Raw genomic sequence first — 22830 nt, 5'->3', positions numbered from 1 at the left:
ATGATAGCGCGGTTAGGGGTTGGGCGTCGCTTCGTGATTCGTGAGAGGTTTTCCGGTTTATGTGCGCTACTCTTGTAAAGCTCCCTGCCACGCGGTTTCCCGGTAAAATTCCCGCTTCCGGCTTCATTTCCGAAAATCATCATGCTCCCCTCTCTCGGCGCGCGCAGCGCCAAACTGCGCCATTTCATTCATAAAAAACTGCGCCAGTCCTCGCGTATTTCACGCAAAACGCTGGAACTTTCCTGCCTGCTCGTCGGCGCGACGCTGGTCGCGCTCGCCTCGCTTACTTTCGCCGCCTTGGCCGATTATGCGCTGGATGCCAACCGCTTTTGGGCAGCGGCCTGGCCGCTCGCGCCGTGGTTCATCCTGCCGCCCGGCATGGCGCTGCTTGCCTGGTTCACCCGTAATCACGCGCCGTATGTGGCGGGCAGTGGTATTCCGCAGGTCATCGCCGCTCTTGGCCTGCCTTATGGCGCGAACAAGGAGCGCCTCATCGCCTGGCCGCAGACGTTATGGAAAATTCCGCTGACGTTTTTGGCGATGCTGATTGGCGCTTCGGTCGGGCGCGAAGGGCCGTCGGTGCAGGTCGGTGCTGCGGTAATGCTCGCCTGGGGCGCCTACTGCCGCCGCCACCGTCTCGCCTTCAGCGGTTTGAGCGCAAACGAGCTGATTGCCACCGGCGCCGCCGGTGGTCTTGCCGCCGCTTTCAACGCGCCGCTTGCGGGCATCATCTTCGCCATTGAGGAACTGGGGCGCGGCCTGCATTTGCGCTGGGAACGCCGCCTGTTGCTCGGCGTGCTGGCATCGGGCTTCATCCTCGTCGCCATCAAGGGCAACAATCCTTATTTTCCGGCCTACACCGGCGCGACCACCATCCCGCACATGATTTTCTGGGTCGCGCTCTGCGGCGTGGTCTGCGGCATCGCGGGCGGCATTTTCGCCCGCCTGCTCGCCAAGGGCGCGCTCGGCTACGCCCCCGCTTTCCTTCGCGGCTGGCTGGTGCGTCATCCGGTGATATTTGCCGCGCTGCTCGGCCTCGTCCTTGCCGCCATCGGCCACCACACGCACGGCCAGACTTACGGCACCGGCTATCACACCGTCGCGCAGGCACTGGACGGCGAAATACTGCAACCGCACTACCTCGGCCCCGCCAAACTGCTGGCGACGGTCGCCACCTACTGGAGCGGCATCGCCGGCGGCATCTTCACCCCGTCGCTGACGACCGGCGCGGGCATCGGCAGCGGCCTGTGGGTGCTGACCGGTGGCGCGGCCGATCACAACCTGCTGGTGTTGCTCTGCACCGCCGCCTTCCTCGCGGGCGCAACGCAGTCGCCGGTAACGGCCAGCGTGGTCGTCATGGAAATGACCGGCAGCCAGCCGCTGCTCATCTGGCTGATGACCGCCTGCCTCATCGCCACGCCCGTCTCGCGGCAAATCCAGCCCAAACCGTTCTATCACGCGGCCGCCGCGCGTTACCGGCAGCGGTTGCAAGCGGAAAACGCCTCCTAATCTTCCCCTAAAAAAGCGCCGCTACAATGCGCGCCATCGGAAAGCACAAGCCCACCGATATGAACCCAAAACCTTTAGGAGTTAGCCAAATGACAACCCAAAAAACCTTCCTCGCCGCCCTCGGCCTCGCTGCCCTGCTCAGTAGCGGCCTTGCCCTCGCTGACCACGACCACAAAGGCCATAAAGGCCACAAACATGGCGGCCCGCGCCAGGACGTCGTCGCGCTGGAGCAGAGCAAAATCAGCGCCGCACAAGCCATCGCCATCGCCGAAAAAGACACCAACGCCACCGCCGACAACTTGGACCTCGAACTGCACCGTGGCAGCGCCGTCTATGAAATCGACCTGCACGACGACAAACAAGAATACGAAATCCGCGTGGATGCCATCACCGGCGAAATCACCAAGCGCCAGAGCGAATACGAAGACGACCTGCCGCGCCGTGGCACCATCACCATCACCCAGGCGATAGAAACCGCCGAGCGCGAAACAGGCGCCAAAGTCGTTGAAGCCGACCTGGACGGCAAACGCAGCGGCCTTGTCTATGAAATCGAGCTGATTGGCAGCGACGGCAGCCGCCACTTCGCCGACATCAGCGCGGATGACGGCAAAATACTGCGCAGCGGCGAAAAAAAACGCCCGCCGCACATGGGCATGAAAGACGGCAACAACCCGCCGCCGCCCCCGCCCGCAGAAGCACCGGCAAACACCCCGGCAGCACAATAAACCCGCGAAACAGCACCCTCCCACGCAGGACGAAGTCCGCAGCGGGCGGGTTCCCACGCAAAATGCGGATACATTTTGCATGGGGTCCGGGGGGAGGCTTGGGGAGGAAGTAGCGTCCACGAAAATACCGCTGCAGAACAAACAACAACCCGACTACGCCATCCATCACCTTAACCCCTTGCCCTCACCGCGCCCCGGCGCATCCCGCAACCCCAACCCCAGGAACCCCAATGCGCATCCTGCTTGCCGAAGACGACCGCATGATAGGCGAAGCCGTCCACGCCGGACTCAAAGACGCCGCCTACGCCGTCGATTGGGTCAAAGACGGCGCGATGGCACTGCGTGCCGCCGCAAGCGAAAACTACGACCTCATCCTCCTCGACCTCGGCCTGCCGAAAAAAGACGGGCTGGACGTACTCGCTGAACTACGCCAAAACGCCGCCACGCCGGTACTCATCCTCACCGCGCGCGACGACCTCGACAGCCGCCTGCGCGGACTCGATGGCGGCGCGGACGACTACCTCATCAAACCCTTCGAACTGGCCGAACTGCTGGCGCGGATGCGCGCCGTCCTGCGCCGCCACGGCCAGCACAGCGCCAACAACGAACTCGACAACGGCATCATCACCCTGAACCCCGCCACCCACGAAGCGCGCCGCCACGACAACGGCGAAACCCGCCAACTGACCGCGCGCGAATACACCATCCTGCACGCGCTGATGCAGCGCCCCGGACACATCCTCTCGCGCGCCGAACTCGAAGACAAAACCTACGGCTGGGGCGAAGAAGTCGAAAGCAACGCCATCGACTACCTCATCCACGCCCTGCGCAAAAAACTGGGCGCCGACAGCATCCGCAACGTGCGCGGCGTCGGCTGGTGCGTCGCCCGCGAAGCCAAAACCCCATGAACGCCCCCTCCCTACGCCTGCGCCTTGCCGCCAGCCTCACCCTCACCACCCTGCTCGTCGCCCTGGTCGCCGGCATCGCCGCCTACCACGCCATCCACGACGAAGCGCACGACTACCAGGACGACATCCTGCGCCAAACCGCCCTCCTCATCGACCCGAACAACCCGCCACCGCGCGCCGACCTGGACGACGACAACCGCATCGACATCGAAACCGTCAGCCGAACCGGCCGCTACGGCCGCTTCCTCGGCAAAAAACCCGGCGACGGCTACCACGACCTGCGCCGCCACGACCGCCCCTACCGCGCCTACCTCCACACCTACCCCGACGGCCAGCGCTTAGCCCTCATCCAGGACACCGAAAGCCGCGACCAAATCGCCAGCGCCAGCGCCTGGCACGCCATCCTGCCGCTGCTCCTGCTCGTGCCCATCCTCGCACTGACCAGCCTCTACACCATCCACCGCGCCCTGCGGCCGGTGCGCCGCCTGACGCGCGACATCGAAGCCCGCACCGAAGACGACCTCTCACTGCTCGCCACTGACGGCGTGCCACAAGAAATGCGCGGCATCATCCACGCCACCAACCGCCTGCTCACGCGCATCGACGCCACCCTGCGCCGCGAAAAACGCTTCATCGCCGACGCCGCGCACGAACTGCGCACCCCGATGACCGCGCTCACCCTGCAAGCCGAACGCCTCGCGCCATACACGAACGACCCCGCCGCCCGCGCCCAACTTGACACCCTGCGCACCGGCATCCGCCGCACCGCCGCGCTGCTCGAACAACTCCTGCTCCTCGCGCGCAGCCAGCACGCAGAAACCACCGCCCCCGCCACGAGCCGCGTGCAGGACACCTACCGCCAAATTATCGAAACCCTGCTGCCGCTCGCCGACCGCAAACACAGCGACCTCGGCATCGCCAGCGAACAAGACGCGACCCTGCCCGTCCCCGCCGCAGAGCTATACACCCTCGGCAAAAACCTCGCCGACAACGCCCTGCGCTACAGCCCGCCCGGCAGCCGCATCGACCTTGACCTCGAAACCAGCGCCGACGCCATCACCCTCATCGTCGAAGACAACGGCCCCGGCATCGCCGCAGACGAACGCGCGCGCGTCCTCGACCCCTTCTACCGCCAGCTTGGCAGCGAAGAAGAAGGCACCGGCCTCGGCCTTGCCATCGTCAAAAGCCTGTGCGACAAACACGGCGCGACACTCAGCCTGCGCGACGCCAAAAACCACGCGCACGGCCTGCGGGTAGAAATCCGCTTTCCGCGCTGATTCCCCACCATAAGGCGCGCCTTGGCGCACCACACAAAACGACACTCACGCACTTTGAGAACGCGACCGCGCACCGCAGATGTCCATAAAAAAAGCCCGCATCGCGGGCTTTTATGTCGCAGGACGAACCTCGTCTTTACACGCGGCGGTAAACCTCTGCAAACGGCAGGCGGTGGCGTTCGCCCCAAATGCCGTGTCCTTCTTTGCGGATGCCACAGCTGACGATCATGTTGATTTCCGCGCCGCGCGGCAGACCGAGGGTGCGTTTGACGCGGCGGCTGTCCAGTCCTTCCAGCGGACAGGTATCGTAGCCCGCCTCGCTCATCGCCAGCATGAAGGTTTGCGCGGCCAGCGCACAGCTTTTATGCACGACGACGCGCATATCCGCCTCGCTGCAATCGGTGTACAGCGGGCGGAACAGGCTGACCGCGCCGAACAGCAGCTTGCGCAGGACGCCAAGCAGGCCGAAGCAGCGCGCATACATGAAAGGCAGAAATTTGCCGTAATAGGCACGGTTGTTGGCAAGACGCTTTTCCTGTTTTTCCGGCGGACTGGTACGGCGGATGTTGTCCGCTTCCAGCGCCATGACCGCGCGGGCACGCTCGCGGGACAAGTCTTGCCGGGTGACGAAGACCACCATTTGCTGCGCGGTCGTCGCCGATTGCTGACCGAGGCAGGCGGTGGCAAGCGCTTGCAAAGTCGCCGCGTCGGTGACGTGGATGAACTGGTAGAGCTGCATATTGGAGCTGCTCGGCGCGAGGCTGGCTTGTTCGAGGCAGGCACGCACGGTGTCGGCGTCGATGGGCTGGTCGCTGTAGTGGCGCACGGCGCGGCGGTGGTTCAAAAGATCGATAAGCATGTTGTTCCTTTATGTCGTAAAGCGGCGGCAGGATAGCAAAGCACGCTGGATATATTTTGCGGTTTTCCGAACTTGCGGGGTCAGTTCGCGTTGCCGTCGTCTTCTGGTTGCGGCAGGACGAGGTTCAGGATGATGGCGATGATGGCGGAAAGGCCGATGCCTTCAAGGCGGACGAGTCCGAGGTCAACCGAGAGATGCCCCAGACCGACAACCAGCGTCACCGCGATAATAATGACGCTGCGTTCGCTGCGCACATTGGCATTTGGCGCGAGCAGCGAGCGTGCGCCCATCGCCGCAATCGAGCCAAAAAGCAGCAGCATGATGCCGCCCATGATGGGCGTCGGCATATTGCTGAGGAAGGCGGCGAGTTTGCCGGAGAAGGCGAGGATGATGGCGGCAATGGCGGCGTAACTCATGATGCGCGGGTTTTTCGCGCCGGTGATGGAAACCGCGCCAGTGACTTCGGAGTAGGTGGTAACGGGCGGGCCGCCCAGGCTGCCGGCAATGGCAATGGCGATGCCGTCCCCGGCGAGGGTGCGGTGCAGGCCGGGGGTTTTCATGAAGGGTTTGTCGCAGACCTGGCTGATGACGGCAACGTCGCCGATGTGTTCAATCGCGGGGGCGAGCGCGACCGGCAGCAGGAAAAGGATGGCTTCCAGATTGAAGGCGGGGGCGGTGACGGGCGGGGTGACGAACCAGTCCGCCTGTTGCACGGCGCTGAAATTGGTCAGCCCCAAGCTATAAGCGGCGATGTAACCGGCGATGATGCCGGCGAACACGGCGAGCAGTTTGGTCAGGCCGCGGGTGTAGAGGGCGACAGCAATGGTCGCGGCGAGCGCCACGCCCGCGCTCACCAGCGCCGGGCCTTTGGCATAAAGCACCGTGCCACCGTCGCCGGACAGCCCCATCGCCATGTTGGCGGCCGCCGGGGCGAGCGAAAGGCCGATGACCATGATGACCGGCGCGACAACTATCGGCGGGAAAAGGCGGTCAATGAAACCGGTGCCGAGCAGGCGGATGAGCAGGGCGAGGATGAAATAGACGAGCGAAACGGCGATGATGCCGCCCTGCGTCGCCGCCAGCCCCCAATGGCCGATGGCGTAGATAAGCGGCGCGATGAAGGCAAAGGACGAGCCGAGGAAAATCGGCACTTGTCGCCCGGTAAAGAGCTGGAAGCAGAGCGTGCCAATGCCTGCGGAAAGCAGGGCGACGGCGGGGCTGATGCCGGTCAAAAGCGGCACCAGTACCAGCGCGCCAAAGGCGACGAAGAGCATCTGGATGCCGACGAGGATTTCTTTGAGGTTTTGCATGGGGTTCTCCGAAAAAATGCGGCGGCATTATACGCTTGAGATTTGCTGCTGCACGGGGACGACAAGGGTAAATGCGCGTACCGTTAGATGCTTACAAAAAGCCGCAAAAAGAAAGAACCCTGCCGGGGCAGGGTTCTTTATAGACAAGCGCAAGGCTCAATGCGCGCCGCTGCCGACTGCCTGTTGCAGGTAGTTCGGCTCGCCGAGGCTGGCGATGAGGTCTTGCTGGGTTTCCAGCCAGTCGATGTATTCTTCGACGTCATCCAGCAGTTCTTCCACCAGGCGGCGCGAGACGTAATCCCGCTTTTCGCCTAGCAGTTTGACGGCATCGCGCAGGTCGGCGTGTTGCGCGCTTGCCGCGCGGTGGTCGCAGGCGATCGCTTCTGCGACGGTTTCGCCAATCAGCAGTTTGCCGAGGTCTTGCAGGTTGGGCAGGCCTTCCAGCAGGAAGATGCGGGCAATCAGCTTGTCCGCGTTTTTCATGGCGCGGATGGATTGTTTGTAGATGGTGTGGCCGAGCGCGTCGTAGCCCCAGTTGTTCAGCATGCGCGCATGCAGGAAATACTGGTTGATGACGGTCAGCTCGTGGCGCAGCAGCCGGTTCAGGCAGGCATGCACTTCGGGGGCGATTTGCATGGCGCCCCCTTAGAGCTGGCTTTGCAGGTAGTTCGCAAGTCCCATCTGTTCGATGTGGCGCAGCTGTTGTTCCAGCCAGTGCGCGTGGTCTTCTTCGGTGTCTTTCAGCTGCTCAATCAGCATGTTGCGCGTGACGTAGTCGTGATGCTGTTCGCACAGGGCGATGCCTTTTTTCAGGGCGTCGCGCACCTTGTATTCCAGTTGCAGGTCGTTCTCCAGCATGCTTTTCACGTCCGTGCCGATGTGCAGCGCTTCCGGCACCATGTTCGGCGTGCCGCCCAGCATGAGGACGCGCTTGATCATCAAGGTCGCGTGTTCGGTTTCGTGCTGCATTTCGTGGTGGTTGGCTTCAAACAGCTTGCTGTAACCCCATTCGTCGTACATGCGCGCGTGGATGAAGTATTGGTCGCGGGCGGCGAGTTCGCCAGCGGTGAGTTCGTTCAGGTATGCGATGACTTCGGCATTGCCTTGCATGGTTTTTCTCCGGTTAAATTGTTAAGGGCTGGCGAGTATTGCTACGGTTTATAGTTGCGTCAATTTTTATTTTTGGCTTTGCGTTGTTGGGATGAAGGTATTTTTTAGTCCGTTGTCTGGTAATAGCTTTTTGTTGCGGCGTAGAGTTTTTATCATTTGATTTTTTAATCAGGTTTTCGCGGTTCAAATAGTAATACTTATTGAAATGGCCGCTTTATAACAAAGAAAAGGCAGGGTTCTCGCCCTGCCTTTTCTTTTATAACCGCTTAACGTTTGTCCGGCTACCGCATCCACTGTGCGGCGGGCATGCCGACGCCGGGGTTTTGCGGTACCCAGTTGCTTTGCGGCGCCGCGGGAGCTGCCTGCGGTGCGGGCATTGGTGCGGCATTTGCGCGGCCGCTGCCTTGGTAAATGGCCATCGCTTCCGGCAGGTATTGTTGCAGCACCTGGATGCGGTCGGCACCGCTCGGGTGGGTGGAGAGGAAGGACGGCATGCCGCTGCTGCCCGCCTGTGCCATTTTTTGCCAGACACTGATTGCCGCCTGCGGGTTGTAACCCGCGGACGCCATCAGCATCAGCCCGCCGATGTCCGCTTCGGTTTCGTGCTGGCGGCTGAAGGGTTTGCTGATGCCGTATTCGGAGAGGAGCGCGCCGCCGGTTTGCAGGGTCTGCGGGTCGATGTTGCTGTTTTTGGCAAGCAGGCTGCCGCCAAGCTGCATGCCGATGCCGGTCAGCAGTTGTTGGCCGACTTGCGCTTTGCTGTGTTCGCGCAGGGCGTGGGTCATTTCGTGGCCGATGACGGCGGCGAGTTCGTCGTCTGTGAGGTTCAGTTTTTCGACGAGGCCGCTGTACACCGCCATTTTGCCGCCCGGCATCGCCCAGGCGTTGAGTTCGTCGGAGCGGATGACGTGCATTTCCCAGTTAAACGGCACGCCGGTGCGGTTGTTGGCGTTCGCCGCCGGCACCATGCGGTTGAAGATGTTATGAACGCGCTGGGCGGTTGGCGAGCGGGTGTCGAGCGCGTTTTGGCTTTGCGCCTCACCGAGGATTTGTTGGTAGCCTTCGGCGGCTTTGAGGTTGATGGTGCGCGAGTCGTAGCCCGCCATGTTGGCAACATCGGCACAACCGCCGAGGGCAAGCAGGGTCAGGCAAAGCAGAGTTTTCTTTCTCATGGGGATTTTTCCTCATCTGAGTGGGCAGGGGCGGCTATTTTTCCACAGTTCACCGCGCCGATTTTCTTGACTTCCCATTAACATAATTTCAAGATGCCAGCCTTCTTCATCTTCAGGAGTTTCATATGTCATCGCCTTCGTATCACGACCCGTTTGCCAATTACCGCGAGCTGACGCTGCGCGGTATGGTTCTGGGTGCCTTGATTACCGTCGTTTTTACCGCTTCCAACGTTTATCTTGGCCTCAAAGTCGGGCTGACGTTTGCCTCGACCATTCCGGCGGCGGTGATTTCCATGGCCGTGCTCAAGTTCGCCCACGGCAGCAATATTCTGGAAAACAATCTGGTGCAAACCGAGGCCTCGGCCGCCGGTACGATTTCTTCGGTGATTTTCGTCCTGCCGGGGCTGTTGATGGTGGGCTATTGGAGCGGTTTTCCGTTTTGGCAGACGACGCTGCTTTGTACCGCCGGCGGTATTCTCGGCGTGATTTTCACCGTGCCGCTACGGCTGGCGATGGTCGTGCATAGCGATCTGCCGTATCCGGAAGGGGTCGCCGCCGCGGAAATCCTCAAGGTCGGCTGCCATGACCCCAATATTGAAAACAGCGGCGCGCAGCAAGGGGGCAGCGGCGTCAAGGAAATCATCACCGGCGGCGCGCTCGCCGGCATCGTGAGTCTCTGCACCAACGGCCTGCGCCTTGCCGCCGACAGTGCCAGTTACTGGTTCAAATCGGGCGCGGCGATTTTCCAGGCGCCGATGGGCTTTTCCTTCGCCCTGCTGGGCGCGGGTTATCTCGTGGGGCTTGCGGGCGGGATTGCCATCCTCATTGGTTTGCTGCTGACCTGGTTCGGCATCATTCCCTACCTCAGCGCCACCCTGCCGCAGCCGCCGGATATGGATATGGCAGGCTATGCGATGAGCCTGTGGAAAAACAACGTGCGCTTCATCGGCGCGGGTACGATCGCTATCGCCGCCTTCTGGACGCTCATCACCCTGTTCAAGCCGATGGTTGAAGGGATGAAGCTCTCCATCGCCGCCTTCAGCGGCAAGGGCGAACAGGCGGCACACCGCGAAGACTTGAACCTCTCGCCGCACAGCATGCTGCTGTGGATTGCCATTTCCGCCGTCATCCTCGTCTTCTGTTTCCACAACTTCGTCGCCGATGCCAGCCTCGGTAGCGGCATGGCGTGGACGCTGGTCATCGTCTGTACCCTGCTCACTATCCTCATCGGCTTCATCGTCGCCGCCGCCTGCGGTTATATGGCAGGTCTCATCGGCTCATCCTCCAGCCCCATCTCCGGTATCGGCATCATCGCTACCATCATCATCTCGCTCATCCTGCTGATGATTGGCGAAACGGGCGGCCTCTTTGCCGACGAAGGCAACCGCAAATTCCTGCTGGCGCTGACGCTCTTCTGCGGCACCGCCATTCTCGCCGCCGCGACCATCTCCAACGACAACCTGCAAGACCTGAAAACCGGTTATCTGCTCAAAGCGACCCCGTGGCGGCAGCAAATCGCGCTCATCATCGGCACCATCGTCGGTTCGCTCGTCCTCTCGCCGGTGCTCGAACTGCTTTACCAGTCCTACGGCTTTGCTGGTGCGATGCCGCGTGAAGGCATGGATCCAAGCCTCGCCATGAACGCGCCGCAGGCGACCATCATGACCACCATCGCCAAAGGCATCTTCTCGCGCGACCTGCAATGGAACTACATCTTCACCGGCATGGGCATCGGCGCGGCAGCCATCCTCTTTAACCTCTGGCTGAAAAAAGCGACACACGGCCGCATGACCGTACCGCCGCTGGCCATCGGCATGGGCATCTACCTGCCACCGATGATTACCCCGCCGCTCATCGTCGGCGCCTTCCTCGCCGCCATCACCAACCACCTCATCCGCAAACGCTACCCAGACAGCGAGCCGCGCCTGAAAAACGCCGAGCGCGTCGGCACCCTCTTTGCGGCAGGGCTGATTGTGGGTGAAAGCCTGATTGGCGTCATCCTCGCCTTCATCATCGTCATCTCCGTCACCAGCGGCGGCTCCGACGCCCCGCTTGCCATCACCCCGGCCAACTGGGGCGCGACCGCCGAATGGCTTGGCCTTGCGGCCTTTATCGCCTGCGTTAGCATCTTTGCCCGCCGCGTGCTGATTGCCGCGCGGCAAAAATAGCGCCTAATCCCCCTCCCCCGCCGGGCGCAGCCCGCAGCGGGGGAGGCCATAGCCGCAAAATCCTCGCCCGCCCTTGCGGGCGAAACCATACCCAAACCCCGAAAAACCATGCCCCTCACCGACCGCCTCGCCCGCTGGCAAGAAACCGCCCCCGCCGACCTCGCCCACCGCCCCGACCTCATCGCCCTCGTACAAGCCAGCGACTACGCCGCCGCACAACTCGCGCGCGACCCCGCCATCTACGCGACGCTCGACCCCGCCGCCTGCCCGGCAGAAAACTACCGCGACACCTACGCCGCCGAACACCCGCACGCCGCGAGCGAAGACGAACTCATGCAACAACTGCGGCGCTACAAACACCGCCGCCAAGTGCGCCACATCCACGCCGTGGTGAACGGCCTCATCGACGAACCCGCCTTCCTCGCCCGCACCAGCGCGCTGGCCGAAACCCTCATCAGCGCCGCGCTCGCCTGGCAGCACCAGGCGCTGGCCGCGCGCTACGGCGAACCCGTGGACGCCGACGGCAACCCCATGCCGATGCTCGTCCTCGGCATGGGCAAACTGGGCGGCGGCGAACTCAACTTCTCCTCCGACATCGACCTCATCTACGCCTACCGCGAAAACGGCACCACCCGCACATCCGGCAAACAAAAACCCCAGGAACACGAAAGCTGGTACCGCAAACTCGCCCAGCGCCTCATCCACACACTCGACACCAACACCGCCGACGGCAACGTCTATCGCGTTGACATGCGCCTGCGCCCCTTCGGCCAGACCGGGCCGCTCGCGCTGTCGTTTGCTGCGATGGAACAGTACTACCTCATCCACGGCCGCGACTGGGAACGCTACGCCCTGATGAAAGCGCGCCCCGTCGCCGGCGACCTCGAAGGCGGCCGCCAACTCCTCGCCGCCCTGCGCCCCTTCACCTACCGCCGCTACCTCGACTACGCCGCGCTCAATGCCCTCAGCGACATGAAACAAAGCATCAACCGGCAAATCCGCGAAGGCGGCATCGAGCGCCACATCAAACTCGGCGTAGGCGGCATCCGCGAAGCCGAATTCACCGTGCAGGCCATCCAAATGATCTACGGCGGCCAATACCCGGCACTACAAACCCCGAACTACCTCGAAGCCCTCGCCCGCATTGGCGAACGCGGCCTGTGGCGCGGCGAACAAACCGCCGCCCTGCGCGACGCCTACCTCACCCTGCGCCGCGTCGAAAACGCCCTCCAATACGACCACGAACAACAAACCCACCAACTGCCGGAGGACGAAGCCGCCTGGCAACGCCTGGCGCTGGCCTGCCGCGCGCCGGACGCTGCCAGCCTGCAAGCACAAATCCGCGCCGCCCGCGACACCATCCACCAGCACTACAACAGCACCATTGCCGAAGACGACGACGCCCCCGCCGACCAACCCGGCGACGACCGCCTGCGCGACATCGACTGGCGCGACCCGGACGACCCGCGCCTTGCGCGCTGGCTCGAACAAACCCTGCCCGACGCCGCCGCACGCGAACCCGTCGCTGCGCGCCTCGCCCAATTCGTGCGCGACACCAACTGGCACCGCCTGCCGCAGAGTACCCAAAAACACCTCGACCACATCCTGCCCGCCCTGCTCGAACACAGCCAACACAACGGCTGGCACGGCCTCGGCGGCCTGCTCGACCTCATCACCGCCGTCAGCGGGCGCAGCAGCTACATCACCATGCTCGCCGAACAACCGGCGCTCATCAGCCACCTGCACCACATCGCCAGCCGCGCCGCCTGGCTCATCCAATACATCGCCGCGCACCCGCTTGTGCTGGAAGACATCATCAGCGAACGCCGCCTGATACCCGGCAAAGAAGCCCTCGCCCAAGACCTCGCCGCGCGCCTGCAAAACATCGACGACGAAGAAACCTGGCAACACGCCCTGCGCGACTACAAACACGTCCAAACCTTCAAAACCGCCTGGGCGGACACCCACGACAAACTGCCGCTGATGCAAGTAAGCGACCAACTCAGCCACATCGCCGAAACCACCCTGCAAGCCGCGCTCGACCACGCCGAAGCCACCCTGCGCGCCAAACACGGTACCCCGCGCAAAGCCGACGGCAGCCCCGCCGAAATCACCATCATCGGCTACGGCAAACTGGGCGGCCTCGAACTCGGCTACAGCTCCGACCTCGACCTCGTCTATATCTACGACGACGGCGACAGCCAGGGCATGACCGACGGCGCCAAACCCATCGACAACCTGCGCTACTACACCCGCCTCGCGCAGCGCACCAACAACCTCCTAAGCGCCGCGAGCAGCAACGGCATCACCTACGACATCGACACCCGCCTGCGCCCCGGCGGCGCGAGCGGCCTGCCGGTCAGCAGCATCCAGGGCTTTGCCCGCTACCAGCGCGAAAACGCCTGGACCTGGGAACACCAGGCGCTGACGCGCAGCCGCCCCGTCGCCGGCAGCGCCACCCTTGCCGCGCGCTACACCGCCCTGCGCCAAGAAATCCTCACCCGCCCGCCGGAGCCGAACCTGCGCGAAAACATCCTCGCCATGCGACAAAAAATGCACGACAACCAGCCCGCGCCGCCCGAAGGCCATTTCCACCTCAAACAAGACGCGGGCGGCCTCATCGACATCGAATTCATCGTGCAATACCTGCTGCTCGCGCACGGCGCGGAAGAACCCGTCTTGTGCCGCATGAGCGACAACATCCGCCAACTGGCGGCGCTGGAAGCCACCGGCATCCTCACCTCCTCACAGGCAATGACCCTGCGCGACAGCTACCGCAAACTGCGCCTGGAAGTACACCACCGCCAGCTGAACGACACCGGCAACCACGCGCCGCTACGCGACTGGCAAGCGCTACGCGAGCAAGTGATAGCCATCTGGCAGGACGTCTTTGCCGAAAACCCGACGTCATAGGAAGCGCCTTGGCACAGCCGTAACCGTCCGCAGAATTTGAAAACGGGGCGGTTACGCGCACGCGCCAAGCGCACAAGACAAACACACCAAGAGAGCCCTTTTCATCAGCAAATACCGCCACAAAAACACCATAAACAACCCAAAAACCCTAAAACTATTCTTAAAAACCACAAAAATCCCCAAACCCTATTGACGCTCCCGCGCCTATCGCGTAGCTTTGCCCAAGCCACGATTTGCTGGCTCAACCGTTGAGGCTCAAACCATGAAAAAAACCGTACTCGCCCTGACCTGTGCCGTTCTTTGCACCGCGCCCGCCCTCGCCGAAGAAGCGAAAAAGCCCTACCGCAGCACGGACGACATCATCGCCAGCGCTCCGGCGGACGCCTGGCGCAGCGTTGACCCTGCCAACCTGCTCTACATGCAGCTGGACAAAGGCACCGTCATCTACGAACTCGCCCCCGACTTCGCACCGGAACACGTCGCGCAAATCCGCATGCTGGCGCAGAAACACTTCTGGGACGGCCTCAGCATCTACCGCGTGCAAGACAACTACGTCACCCAGTTTGGCGACCCCAACGTCGATACCGACAAACAAAAACCGCTGCCCGCCGAGACCAAACACCTGCCCGCCGAATTTGAGCGGCCGCTGCAAGAGCTGAACTTCACCGCCCTGCCCGACCCGGACGGCTGGTCAGAAAAAGTCGGCTTTGCTGACGGTTTCCCGGTCGCCACCGAAAAAGACAATGCCTGGATTGCCCATTGCTATGGCATCCTCGGCGCCGGTCGCGATAACGCGCCGGACAGCAGCAACGGTACCGAGCTGTATGTCGTCATCGGCCAATCGCCGCGCCACCTGGACCGCAACATCACCCTCGTCGGCCGCGTCCTGCAAGGCGTTGAACTGCTCAGTTCACTGCCGCGCGGCGGCGGCAACAATAGTGGCTACATGGGCTTCTACCAAGACCCGAAAGAATACACGCCGATCAAGAGCATCCGCCTCGGCAGCGAAGTGCCGGAAGCCGAGCGCGTGCCGCTGCAAGTGATGAAGACGGACAGCCAGAGTTTTGCCGACGTAGTCGAATCACGGCGCAACCGCGGCGGCGACTGGATTGTCCGCCCGGCAGGCCATACCGACGTCTGCAACATCACCGTGCCGGTACGTCGCGCGCCTTGATCGCCGGGTTATCGCCCACAAAAAACGCCGCATGATGCGGCGTTTTGTTTTTTAGCCTGAATGCTACGCGCTCTTGCGCTGCCCGTCTGCCGGCAGCAGGAAGACACCGGTCGGGTTGAAGTGCAAGTAGCCTTCTTTTTGTCCTTCGTCGAAGGCTTCCGGCTTGAGGTTGATCAGCAGTTCATGGTTTTGCCAGTCGGCGATGATTTCCCAGTGGTTGCCCATGTAAACGGCGTTGTGGATGTGGCAGCGCTGCGCTTCTTCGCCGCTCTTTTGCAGGGTAATGGCTTCGGGGCGCACGCCAACGAGGCAGGCGCCGTCCGCCAGGCCGTATTGCGCGGCGTCCGGCAGCTCGAAGCGGTAGCCGTTGGTGCTGACGCTATTGCCGTGCAGTTCGCCCGCAAAGATGCTGGATTCACCCATGAAGTTGGCGAGAAAGAGCGAGTTCGGGTGCAGGTAGAGTTCTTTCGCCGGTGCTTTTTGCACGATGCGGCCTTTGTCCATGACGATGACCTGGTCGGAGACGGCAAAGGCTTCGCTTTGGTCGTGGGTGACGTAGAGCGAGGTGATGCCGAGGCTTTGTTGGAGTTCGCGGATTTTTTCGCGCATGCTGCGGCGCAGGTTGGCGTCGAGGTTGGAGAGCGGCTCATCGAAAAGCAGCACTTTCGGTTTTAGGACGAGCGCACGGGCGAGGGCGACGCGCTGTTGTTGTCCGCCGGAGATTTGGTCAACGTAGCGTTCGCCGAAGCCGGCAAGGTCAACGAGTGCCAAGGCTTCTTCGACGCGGACGCGGCGTTCGTCGCGCGGCACGTTCAGCATTTTCAGGCCGTAGCCGACGTTGTCGGCAATGCTCATGTGCGGGAAGAGGGCGTAGGACTGGAAGACGATGCAGATGTCGCGCTGCTGGATGGAGGCTTTGGTGACGTCTTCGCCGTCGATGTAGATTTGGCCGCTGGTCGGGCTTTCGAGACCGGCGACGAGGCGGAGGATGGTGGTTTTGCCGCAGCCGGAGGGGCCAAGCAGGGTGGTCATGGTGCCGCGCTCGATGGCAAGGTCGAGATGGTCGATGACCACGGTTTTGCCGAAGGATTTGGTGACGTCTTTCAGGACGAGGAAGGCTTGTTCGTTTTGCATGGTGTGCCTCTGGGGATTCAGTGTTGGCGGGCTTTGGAGCGGGCGATGCGGGTGTCGCCGATGATCCAGTCGAAGAGGAGGATGATGCTCATCATGACGACGATGAGGATGGAGCCGTAGGCGATGGCGGTGCCGTATTCGCCGTCTTCAACGCGGTTCAGGATGTAGGCGGTGGCGACGCGCGTGTCGGCTGTTACCAGGAAGATGATGGCGCTGACGGTGGTCATCGCTTTGACGAAGCTGGTGACGAGCGCCGAGAGCAGCGCCGGTTTCAGGAGCGGCAGGATGATGTAGCGGATGGTTTTGAAGGAGCTGCCCTTGAGCGAGAGCGAGGCTTCGTCAAGCGACTTGTCGAGTTGGCCGAGGCCTGCGATGGCGGCACGCATGCCGACCGGCAGGTCGCGCATCACCATCGAGATGATGACGATGATGCCGGTGCCGGTGAGGTAAAGCGGCGCGTCGTTAAAGGCTAGGATGTAGGAGACGCCCGCCGCTGTGCCGGGGATGGCAAAGCAGAGCATGGTGAGAAATTCCAGCGTCTTTTTGCCGCGGAAGTCTTTGCGCACCACGATGTAGGCAATCAGCAGGCCGAGCAGCGCGGTGAAGATGGCGGCGATGCCTGCGTAAATCAGGGTGTTGATAAGCGAAGGCCAAGCGCCGTCGTTAAATCCTTGGCCGAACAGGATTTGGTAGTTCTTCAGGGTGAGGGTGTAATCCACGCCCCAGTTCACGGTGAAGCTGCCGTAGAAGATGCTGCCGTAGAGGAGGATGTTAAACGCCACCCAGAGGGCAAGCAGGGCGATGATGCCGTTTTTCAGCGCGGTCGGCAGTTCCTGCACTTCGCCGCGGTAGGATTTGCCGGAGACGGTGATGTAGGAGCGGTTGCCAATCCACAGGTATTGCGCGATGAAGATGCCGAGCGAGAAGAGGAGCAGGAGCGTGCCGAGGGTACTGGCCGAGGCGTAATCGAGCTGCGAACCGGCGATGTAGAAGTAAATCTGGGTGGCGATGACGTCGAAGCTGCCGCCGAGGACGAGCGGGTTACTGAAGTCGGCGAGCGATTGCACGAACACCAGCAGGAAGGCGTTGGCGAGCGCCGGGCGCAGCAGCGGGAAGATAATCTGGAAGAAGGTCTTGAAGCGGCTGGCGCGCAGCGTATAAGAGGCTTCTTCAATCGAGGGGTGGATGGATTTCAGCGCGCCGTCCAAAATCATGAAGGCGAGCGGGGTGAAGGCGAGAATCTGCGCGATGGCGATGCCGTTGAAACCGTAGAGCCAGTTGCTGTTGGCGATGCCGAGCCATTCGGTGAGATAGCCGGAGCGGCCGAGCATCAGCGTTACCCCGAGGCCGACGACAAACGGCGGCGTGACAATCGGCAGAATGGAGAAAATCTTGCCGATGAAAGCGGTGCGGCGGGCGATGCGGGTGGTGTAAAGCGCAAAAGCGAGGCCGAAAATGGTGGACATCAGGCCGACGAAGCCGGAGAGCATCAGCGAATTGCCAATGACGCGCAGAATGTAACTCTGGCTGAGGATGCGCAGCACCTGCTGCGGGTGAAAAACGCCGTCCTCATAAAACATCGCGACGAAAATCGCGCCGGTCGGGAAGACGATAAAGAGCGAAATCAAGAGGATGATGATGAGCAGCGAAGCGATGATGAACTTGTCGCCCTGAAGCACCTTGAGCTTGGCGAGGGCGAGGGTGGCGATGGCAACCAGCGCCAGCGCGAGGCCAATCACCGCATAACCGAGCGAGACGTGCGCCAGCTTGGCGCTGACCAGCGTTACCAGCGCGATGGCGGCGGTGAGTGCCAGCTCGCCCTTGGCGCGCGTCGCCGTTGGCAGCTTGAGCAAAGGAAAAAAGGGAAACGCCAACAGCGGCGCGAACCAGAGCGCGCTCAAATTGAGCGAAGACCAGCCCATCGCCGCGAGGCGCTCATCCGCAGTCGCCTCAAAAATGCCGTAATCAAGAGCAAACGCGGGCAACAGCGCATAACAAAGCAGCGCTATTGCCACCCAAAAAGTGGACTGGTTCGTCCATCGCAAAAAAACTTTCATAAAAAGATACCGGCTGAAAACAGGATACGTCGTAGGGTGGGGCTTGCCCCACCATAAAATCAGAATTTATTGCAATGGTGGGTCAAGACCCACCCTACATTAGGGCTATTTCGCCAATTTAACCTCATCCACCCATTTCTTGATAATGCGCTTGCGCAAATCGCTTGCGCCGTACTTGTCAAAATCATAGTCGATGAGATTCACGGATTTAAAATCGAGGGAATACGGCGACATTTCCGCCTCGCTATTGGTGAGGATTTGGTGCGTTTCCCCTTTCTTCCACGACAATTCCTGCGCTTCCTTGGAAAGCGCCCAATCGACAAACAATTTCGCATTTTCCGGATTGCGCGCGCCTTTAATCACGCTGACGCCGCCGATTTCATAGCCAGTGCCTTCACAGGGCACGATAATCTCAACCGGTGCGCCTTTTTCCCGCTCCAGCGAATGCTCATGCAAAAAGCCGATGCCAATGGAAGCCTCGCCGCGTGCAGTATTGCGGGTCGCGGTATTGCCGGACTTGGTATATTGTGAGACGTTCTTGTTCAATTCCTTCAGATACTTGAAGGCTTCATCCTCGCCCCAAAGTTGAATAAAAGTGGCGATTTGCGTATAAGCGGTGCCGGAGCTTTGCGGGTCAGCCGCCTGAATTTCATTCTTGTACTTCGGGTCAATCAAATCCTTCCAGCATTTCGGCACGGGCAGATTCAATTTCGCCAGGCGCTCGGTATTGACGCCAAAGCCGAGAATGCCCAAATAAATCGCAGAAGAATAATTGCCTTTGCGCTTGGCGGGGTCCTTCAGCGCATCGGGAATAAATTGCAAATTGGGCGATTTATAGGGTTCGAGCAAACCCATTTCGCCCGCTTGAGAATGCGGGTCAAGCGTGCCGCCATACCAGACATCGCCTTGCGGATTGTCTTTCTCCGCATCAATCTTGGCGAGAATGCTGCCGGTACCGCCACGGATAAAACTGGTTTTGATGCCATATTTCTTCTCAAACGCCAGCGTTTCCTGCTCGCACATGGTGTTTTGCGCACTGCAATACACCACCAAACGGCCTTCGGCCGCGGCGTGCGCGGTATAAGAAGTGAGTCCTGCCAATACGGCGAGGGCGAGAGTCGTGCGAGAAATCTTCATATGTTTTACCTTTAACTATGGCCAATCAGCGCTGTAGGGTGGGGCTTGACCCACCCTACATTGAATAAAAAAATGTATCTCCCCCGTGGGGATTGGCTGGAGTGAGGCAGCGAATAACCCGCGTCAGCAACAAGCACCACTTACTATTTACATACACCTGAGCGCTCCATATGTATGTAAACGAGAGCCTGCAAAAATACCGTGCGCGCTGCCAGTAACCCCACCCCCGCCCCCTCCCCCACGGGGGAGGGGAGATATCGCGTTACTTGGCGAGTTTTACCGTTTCGACCCATTTGTCAATGAGGCGTTTGCGCTCATCGGCAGAGCCGTATTTGGCAAAATCGTAGTCAATCAATTTCAGTTTGGCCGGATCGGGCGTATTCGGCGCCTGTTCGGCGGTGGTGTTGGTCAAAATCTGCAAGGATTCGCCATGCTGCCAGGCGGATTCCTGCCCTTCTTTGGAAAGCGCCCAATCGACGAACAGTTTGGCGTTATCGAGGTTGCGCGCGCCCTTGAGAATGCTGACGCCGCCGAGCTCATAGCCGGTGCCTTCGCACGGTACGACCAGTTCCAGCGGTGCGCCCTTGTTTTTCTCTAGGGTGTAATCGTGGAGGAAGCCGATGCCAATCGCCGTTTCACCGCGGGCGGCGTTGCGTGACGGAGTTACGCCGGACTTGGTGTATTGCGAGATATTCGGGTGCAACTGTTTGAAGTAATTGAAGGCTTCGTCTTCACCCCAAAGCTGGACGAAGGTGGCGAGCGCGGTGTAAGCGGTGCCGGCGCTTTGCGGGTCGGCGATTTGCACTTCGCCCTTGTATTCCGGCTTGGTCAGGTCTTTCCAGCACTTCGGCACTTCTTTGATGCCAAGTTTTTGCAGGCGCTCGGTGTTCACCCCAAAACCAAGAATCCCCATGTAAATCGCGGAGGTAGCGTTGCCTTTCACTTTGCCCGGATCGCGGAAGCGCTCGGTGATTTGCGGCAGGTTGGGTGACTGGTAGGGTTCGAGCAGCCCCAGTTCGCCTGCTTGTGATTGCGGGTCGAAGGTGCCGCCGTACCAGACGTCTGCCTGCGGGTTGTTTTTCTCTGCTTCAACTTTGGCAAAGGTGCTGCCGGAACCGTTGCGGATGAAAGACGCTTTCACGTCGTGTTTCTTGGAAAACTGCTGTACCGCGTTCTCGCACATCGCATTGGTCGCGCTGCAATAGACGACCAGACGCCCGGCAGCGTGGGCATGTGCGGCCAACAACGAACCCGCGGCAACGGCCGCAGCCAACTTGGTGAATTTCAACCATTTCATAGCATGACTCCAAAAATGAAAAATGTTGCCCGCCGCCCTGCGGCCAGGTACATCGTTGAGGAAAGCGTGTGGAAACGTCTCGCGAAACCCACAGATTTTCACAACGTATGCGCATTATAAAACGGGCGCAGGCGGATAAAAAGCCCGATTTTCAAGGAAAAGCGGACGAAATCCCTGCTATTCCGAGGGCTGCAAGCCATGTGAAAAAACCGTGCGCCGTCGCGTGATTTGGCTGTGGATTCATTCACGCCCCCATCGCGAAATACTTGCCCCTGCTGACAAACACCGCAGGTGATTTTTTCTATGAATGACTGTTTGTTCTGTGTTACATTCGTTTAACCCGCCCTGCTGCGGCATTCCCTCATCCAACACAGGAGACCCGACCATGTCAGAGCTCACTTCAAGCAAAACCTTCTTCGGCCATCCGCGCCAGCTCTCCACGCTGTTTCATATCGAGTTGTGGGAGCGCTTTTCCTTCTACGGGATGCAGGGCATCCTCTTTATCTATCTCTATTACAGCGCGACCAAAGGCGGCCTCGGCTTTAGCGAAGCAGTGGCAGGCGGACTGGTCGGCGCTTACGGCGGCAGCGTTTACCTCTCCACCATCCTCGGTGGCTGGCTAGCCGACCGCCTCTGGGGCGCGGAACGCACCCTGTTTTACGCGGGCATCCTCGTCATGTGCGGCCATATCGCCCTTGCCCTTATTCCCGGTGTGGACGGCATGATTGCCGGTCTGGTCTGCATCGCCCTCGGCAGCGGTGGCGTCAAGGCGTCCGCCAGCGCAATGGTCGGCGCGCTTTATGAGGAAGAGCACATGCGCCCACTGCGCGACGCTGGCTTCTCCATTTTCTACATCGCTATCAACATCGGCGGTTTCTTCGGCCCGCTCATTACCGGCCTCTTGCAAGGCAGCGTCGGCTTTCACTACGGCTTCGGCGCGGCCGCCGTCGGCATGGCATTCGGCCTGTGGCGCTACGCCATCGGACGTAAAGCGCTGCCGCAACTTGGTGCACCAAACCCGCTGACAGCACAACAACGCAAAGCAGCCATCGCCATTGCCATCGCAGTCGTGCTTGCGATTGTTGCCGCGGTGCACTTCGACAAACTGCAACTGGGCAATATCTCCAGCGTCCTGCTCGGCGTCGTCATCCTCGCCACCCTCGCCTATTTCACCCGCCTGCTGCTTGACCCAAAAGTGGACCGCGACCACCGCCGCTACATCCTCGCCTACATCCCGCTCTTTATTGTCATCTGCATTTTCTGGGCGATGTGGTTCCAGATATACACCGTCGTTACCGCCTATTTTTCTGAAACCATGGATCGCAGCATTGGTCCGTATGCCTTCAATATTTTTGGCCACACCTTTATCTTCAACGAAATCCCCGTCTCCTGGAAAGATTCACTGCAAAGTTTCTGGGTCATCCTCTTCTCCGGCGTCATGGCAACGCTATGGACGAAAATGGGCGAGGCGCAGCCAAAAACCCCGCTCAAATTCGCACTGTCGCTCTTTATCCTTGGCCTCGGCTACCTCTGCTTCGTGCCGTTCATCAAAACCGGCGTGGTGATGGGGCTTGTCGTCTTCGCCTTCGCCATCCTCCTCAATACTTTGGCGGAACTGCTGCTCTCGCCCATCTCCCTCTCCTTCGTCACCAAAATCGCGCCGGAACACGTGAAAACGCAGATGGTCGCGCTCAACTTCCTCGGCCTCTCGCTCGGCTTCACCTTGGGCGGCATCATCTTCGAAAAAAACTACGGCATCAGCCTTGCCGAAAACACCCCGTTTGACTTCACCGGCCTCGCCGCCCATGCCGCGCAGCAACCCTGGCTTGACCACCTGCTGACGGCGCTGCAAAACGACAACACCGCCAACTTCTACATCCTCGTCGGCGGTATCAGCATCGCCACCAGCGTCGTCCTGATGCTGATCGTGCCGCTGCTCAACCGCCTGCTCAAAGGCGCAGACTGAAGCGCATCACGCCGCCGGGTTACACGCTGCCGTCACCCGGCGGCCTTGCAGACAGCCACATAACAATCAAACCAAAAACCTCAGCGCGAACACCCGCCCGCCACACACAAAAGG

The 22830-nt window shown here is 60.8% G+C and carries 17 protein-coding genes; 8 read left to right on the top strand and 9 right to left on the bottom strand.

Annotated elements, in window-relative coordinates:
• Positions 1-141: 141 nt before the first annotated feature.
• The 4 genes from EL199_RS08065 (at position 142) to EL199_RS08050 (ending at position 4419) form a co-directional block, all read left to right on the top strand.
• Positions 142-1509: a chloride channel protein gene (locus EL199_RS08065; RefSeq protein ID WP_004142461.1), complete on the top strand. Its 1368-nt coding sequence runs from the start codon at positions 142-144 to the stop codon at positions 1507-1509.
• A gap of 89 nt (positions 1510-1598) precedes the next feature.
• Entirely contained in the window at positions 1599-2234 is a 636-nt protein-coding gene (locus tag EL199_RS08060; RefSeq protein ID WP_004142469.1) for a PepSY domain-containing protein, read from the top strand.
• Positions 2235-2464: 230 nt separating this feature from the next.
• Positions 2465-3142 (top strand): response regulator transcription factor, encoded by a 678-nt coding sequence (locus EL199_RS08055; RefSeq protein ID WP_004142470.1) that lies wholly within the window; start codon positions 2465-2467, stop codon positions 3140-3142.
• Positions 3139-4419, top strand: coding sequence for an ATP-binding protein (locus EL199_RS08050; protein WP_004142471.1), 1281 nt, complete (start codon positions 3139-3141; stop codon positions 4417-4419). The genes EL199_RS08055 and EL199_RS08050 overlap by 4 nt, the downstream gene beginning before the upstream one ends.
• Positions 4420-4555: 136 nt before the next feature.
• On the opposite strand, the gene EL199_RS08045 is transcribed toward EL199_RS08050, so the two are convergent.
• From EL199_RS08045 to EL199_RS08025, 5 genes are all read right to left on the bottom strand, one after another.
• A complete protein-coding gene (locus EL199_RS08045; protein ID WP_004142472.1) occupies positions 4556-5278 on the bottom strand; it encodes a nitroreductase family protein in 723 nt (240 codons plus the stop codon).
• Positions 5279-5358: 80 nt separating this feature from the next.
• Positions 5359-6588: a uracil-xanthine permease family protein gene (locus tag EL199_RS08040; RefSeq protein ID WP_004142474.1), complete on the bottom strand. Its 1230-nt coding sequence runs from the start codon at positions 6586-6588 to the stop codon at positions 5359-5361.
• 156 nt (positions 6589-6744) lie between these two features.
• Positions 6745-7224 carry a bacterioferritin gene (bfr, locus tag EL199_RS08035; protein ID WP_004142475.1) on the bottom strand — a complete coding sequence of 160 codons (480 nt, stop codon included), beginning with the start codon at positions 7222-7224 and terminating at the stop codon, positions 6745-6747.
• 9 nt (positions 7225-7233) lie between these two features.
• Entirely contained in the window at positions 7234-7698 is a 465-nt protein-coding gene (gene bfr / locus EL199_RS08030) for a bacterioferritin (protein ID WP_004142476.1), read from the bottom strand.
• A gap of 281 nt (positions 7699-7979) precedes the next feature.
• Positions 7980-8870, bottom strand: a complete 891-nt coding sequence (locus tag EL199_RS08025; protein WP_004142479.1) for a M48 family metallopeptidase — start codon at positions 8868-8870, stop codon at positions 7980-7982.
• A 125-nt stretch (positions 8871-8995) separates the two neighbouring features.
• On the opposite strand from EL199_RS08025, the gene EL199_RS08020 reads away from it, so the two are divergent.
• From EL199_RS08020 to EL199_RS08010, 3 genes are all read left to right on the top strand, one after another.
• Positions 8996-11038: an OPT family oligopeptide transporter gene (locus EL199_RS08020; protein ID WP_004142481.1), complete on the top strand. Its 2043-nt coding sequence runs from the start codon at positions 8996-8998 to the stop codon at positions 11036-11038.
• A gap of 108 nt (positions 11039-11146) precedes the next feature.
• On the top strand, positions 11147-13951 hold the full coding sequence (gene glnE / locus EL199_RS08015) for a bifunctional [glutamate--ammonia ligase]-adenylyl-L-tyrosine phosphorylase/[glutamate--ammonia-ligase] adenylyltransferase (protein WP_004142482.1): 2805 nt from the start codon (positions 11147-11149) through the stop codon (positions 13949-13951).
• A 262-nt stretch (positions 13952-14213) separates the two neighbouring features.
• Positions 14214-15125: a peptidylprolyl isomerase gene (locus tag EL199_RS08010; RefSeq protein ID WP_004142483.1), complete on the top strand. Its 912-nt coding sequence runs from the start codon at positions 14214-14216 to the stop codon at positions 15123-15125.
• A gap of 63 nt (positions 15126-15188) precedes the next feature.
• On the opposite strand, the gene fbpC is transcribed toward EL199_RS08010, so the two are convergent.
• The 4 genes from fbpC to EL199_RS07990 form a co-directional block, all read right to left on the bottom strand.
• Positions 15189-16259, bottom strand: coding sequence for a ferric ABC transporter ATP-binding protein (gene fbpC, locus EL199_RS08005; RefSeq protein WP_004142484.1), 1071 nt, complete (start codon positions 16257-16259; stop codon positions 15189-15191).
• 17 nt (positions 16260-16276) lie between these two features.
• Positions 16277-18316: an ABC transporter permease gene (locus EL199_RS08000; RefSeq protein WP_004142485.1), complete on the bottom strand. Its 2040-nt coding sequence runs from the start codon at positions 18314-18316 to the stop codon at positions 16277-16279.
• A gap of 105 nt (positions 18317-18421) precedes the next feature.
• Positions 18422-19453: an ABC transporter substrate-binding protein gene (locus tag EL199_RS07995; RefSeq protein WP_004142486.1), complete on the bottom strand. Its 1032-nt coding sequence runs from the start codon at positions 19451-19453 to the stop codon at positions 18422-18424.
• Between the two features lie 262 nt (positions 19454-19715).
• A complete protein-coding gene (locus EL199_RS07990) occupies positions 19716-20750 on the bottom strand; it encodes an ABC transporter substrate-binding protein (protein WP_004142488.1) in 1035 nt (344 codons plus the stop codon).
• Positions 20751-21135: 385 nt separating this feature from the next.
• On the opposite strand from EL199_RS07990, the gene EL199_RS07985 reads away from it, so the two are divergent.
• Positions 21136-22716: a peptide MFS transporter gene (locus EL199_RS07985; RefSeq protein WP_004142492.1), complete on the top strand. Its 1581-nt coding sequence runs from the start codon at positions 21136-21138 to the stop codon at positions 22714-22716.
• Positions 22717-22830 lie beyond the last annotated feature (114 nt).

This window comes from Cardiobacterium hominis, assembly GCF_900637305.1.
GTDB lineage: Bacteria > Pseudomonadota > Gammaproteobacteria > Cardiobacteriales > Cardiobacteriaceae > Cardiobacterium > Cardiobacterium hominis.
The sequence above is the reverse complement of the archived record's forward strand: the minus strand, read 5'-3'. Positions and strand labels throughout refer to the sequence as shown.

Bases quoted from the DNA above. Each gene is read 5' to 3' on its own strand.
- EL199_RS07995 (WP_004142486.1), bottom strand. From the start codon at position 19,453: ATGAAGATTTCTCGCACGACTCTCGCCCTCGCCGTATTGGCAGGACTC.
- bfr (WP_004142476.1), bottom strand. From the start codon at position 7,698: ATGCAAGGCAATGCCGAAGTCATCGCATACCTGAACGAACTCACCGCT.
- EL199_RS08000 (WP_004142485.1), bottom strand. From the start codon at position 18,316: ATGAAAGTTTTTTTGCGATGGACGAACCAGTCCACTTTTTGGGTGGCA.
- glnE (WP_004142482.1), top strand. From the start codon at position 11,147: ATGCCCCTCACCGACCGCCTCGCCCGCTGGCAAGAAACCGCCCCCGCC.
- EL199_RS08050 (WP_004142471.1), top strand. From the start codon at position 3,139: ATGAACGCCCCCTCCCTACGCCTGCGCCTTGCCGCCAGCCTCACCCTC.
- EL199_RS08060 (WP_004142469.1), top strand. From the start codon at position 1,599: ATGACAACCCAAAAAACCTTCCTCGCCGCCCTCGGCCTCGCTGCCCTG.
- EL199_RS08040 (WP_004142474.1), bottom strand. From the start codon at position 6,588: ATGCAAAACCTCAAAGAAATCCTCGTCGGCATCCAGATGCTCTTCGTC.
- bfr (WP_004142475.1), bottom strand. From the start codon at position 7,224: ATGCAAATCGCCCCCGAAGTGCATGCCTGCCTGAACCGGCTGCTGCGC.
- EL199_RS08010 (WP_004142483.1), top strand. From the start codon at position 14,214: ATGAAAAAAACCGTACTCGCCCTGACCTGTGCCGTTCTTTGCACCGCG.
- EL199_RS08025 (WP_004142479.1), bottom strand. From the start codon at position 8,870: ATGAGAAAGAAAACTCTGCTTTGCCTGACCCTGCTTGCCCTCGGCGGT.
- EL199_RS07985 (WP_004142492.1), top strand. From the start codon at position 21,136: ATGTCAGAGCTCACTTCAAGCAAAACCTTCTTCGGCCATCCGCGCCAG.
- fbpC (WP_004142484.1), bottom strand. From the start codon at position 16,259: ATGCAAAACGAACAAGCCTTCCTCGTCCTGAAAGACGTCACCAAATCC.
- EL199_RS08055 (WP_004142470.1), top strand. From the start codon at position 2,465: ATGCGCATCCTGCTTGCCGAAGACGACCGCATGATAGGCGAAGCCGTC.
- EL199_RS08045 (WP_004142472.1), bottom strand. From the start codon at position 5,278: ATGCTTATCGATCTTTTGAACCACCGCCGCGCCGTGCGCCACTACAGC.
- EL199_RS08020 (WP_004142481.1), top strand. From the start codon at position 8,996: ATGTCATCGCCTTCGTATCACGACCCGTTTGCCAATTACCGCGAGCTG.
- EL199_RS08065 (WP_004142461.1), top strand. From the start codon at position 142: ATGCTCCCCTCTCTCGGCGCGCGCAGCGCCAAACTGCGCCATTTCATT.
- EL199_RS07990 (WP_004142488.1), bottom strand. From the start codon at position 20,750: ATGAAATGGTTGAAATTCACCAAGTTGGCTGCGGCCGTTGCCGCGGGT.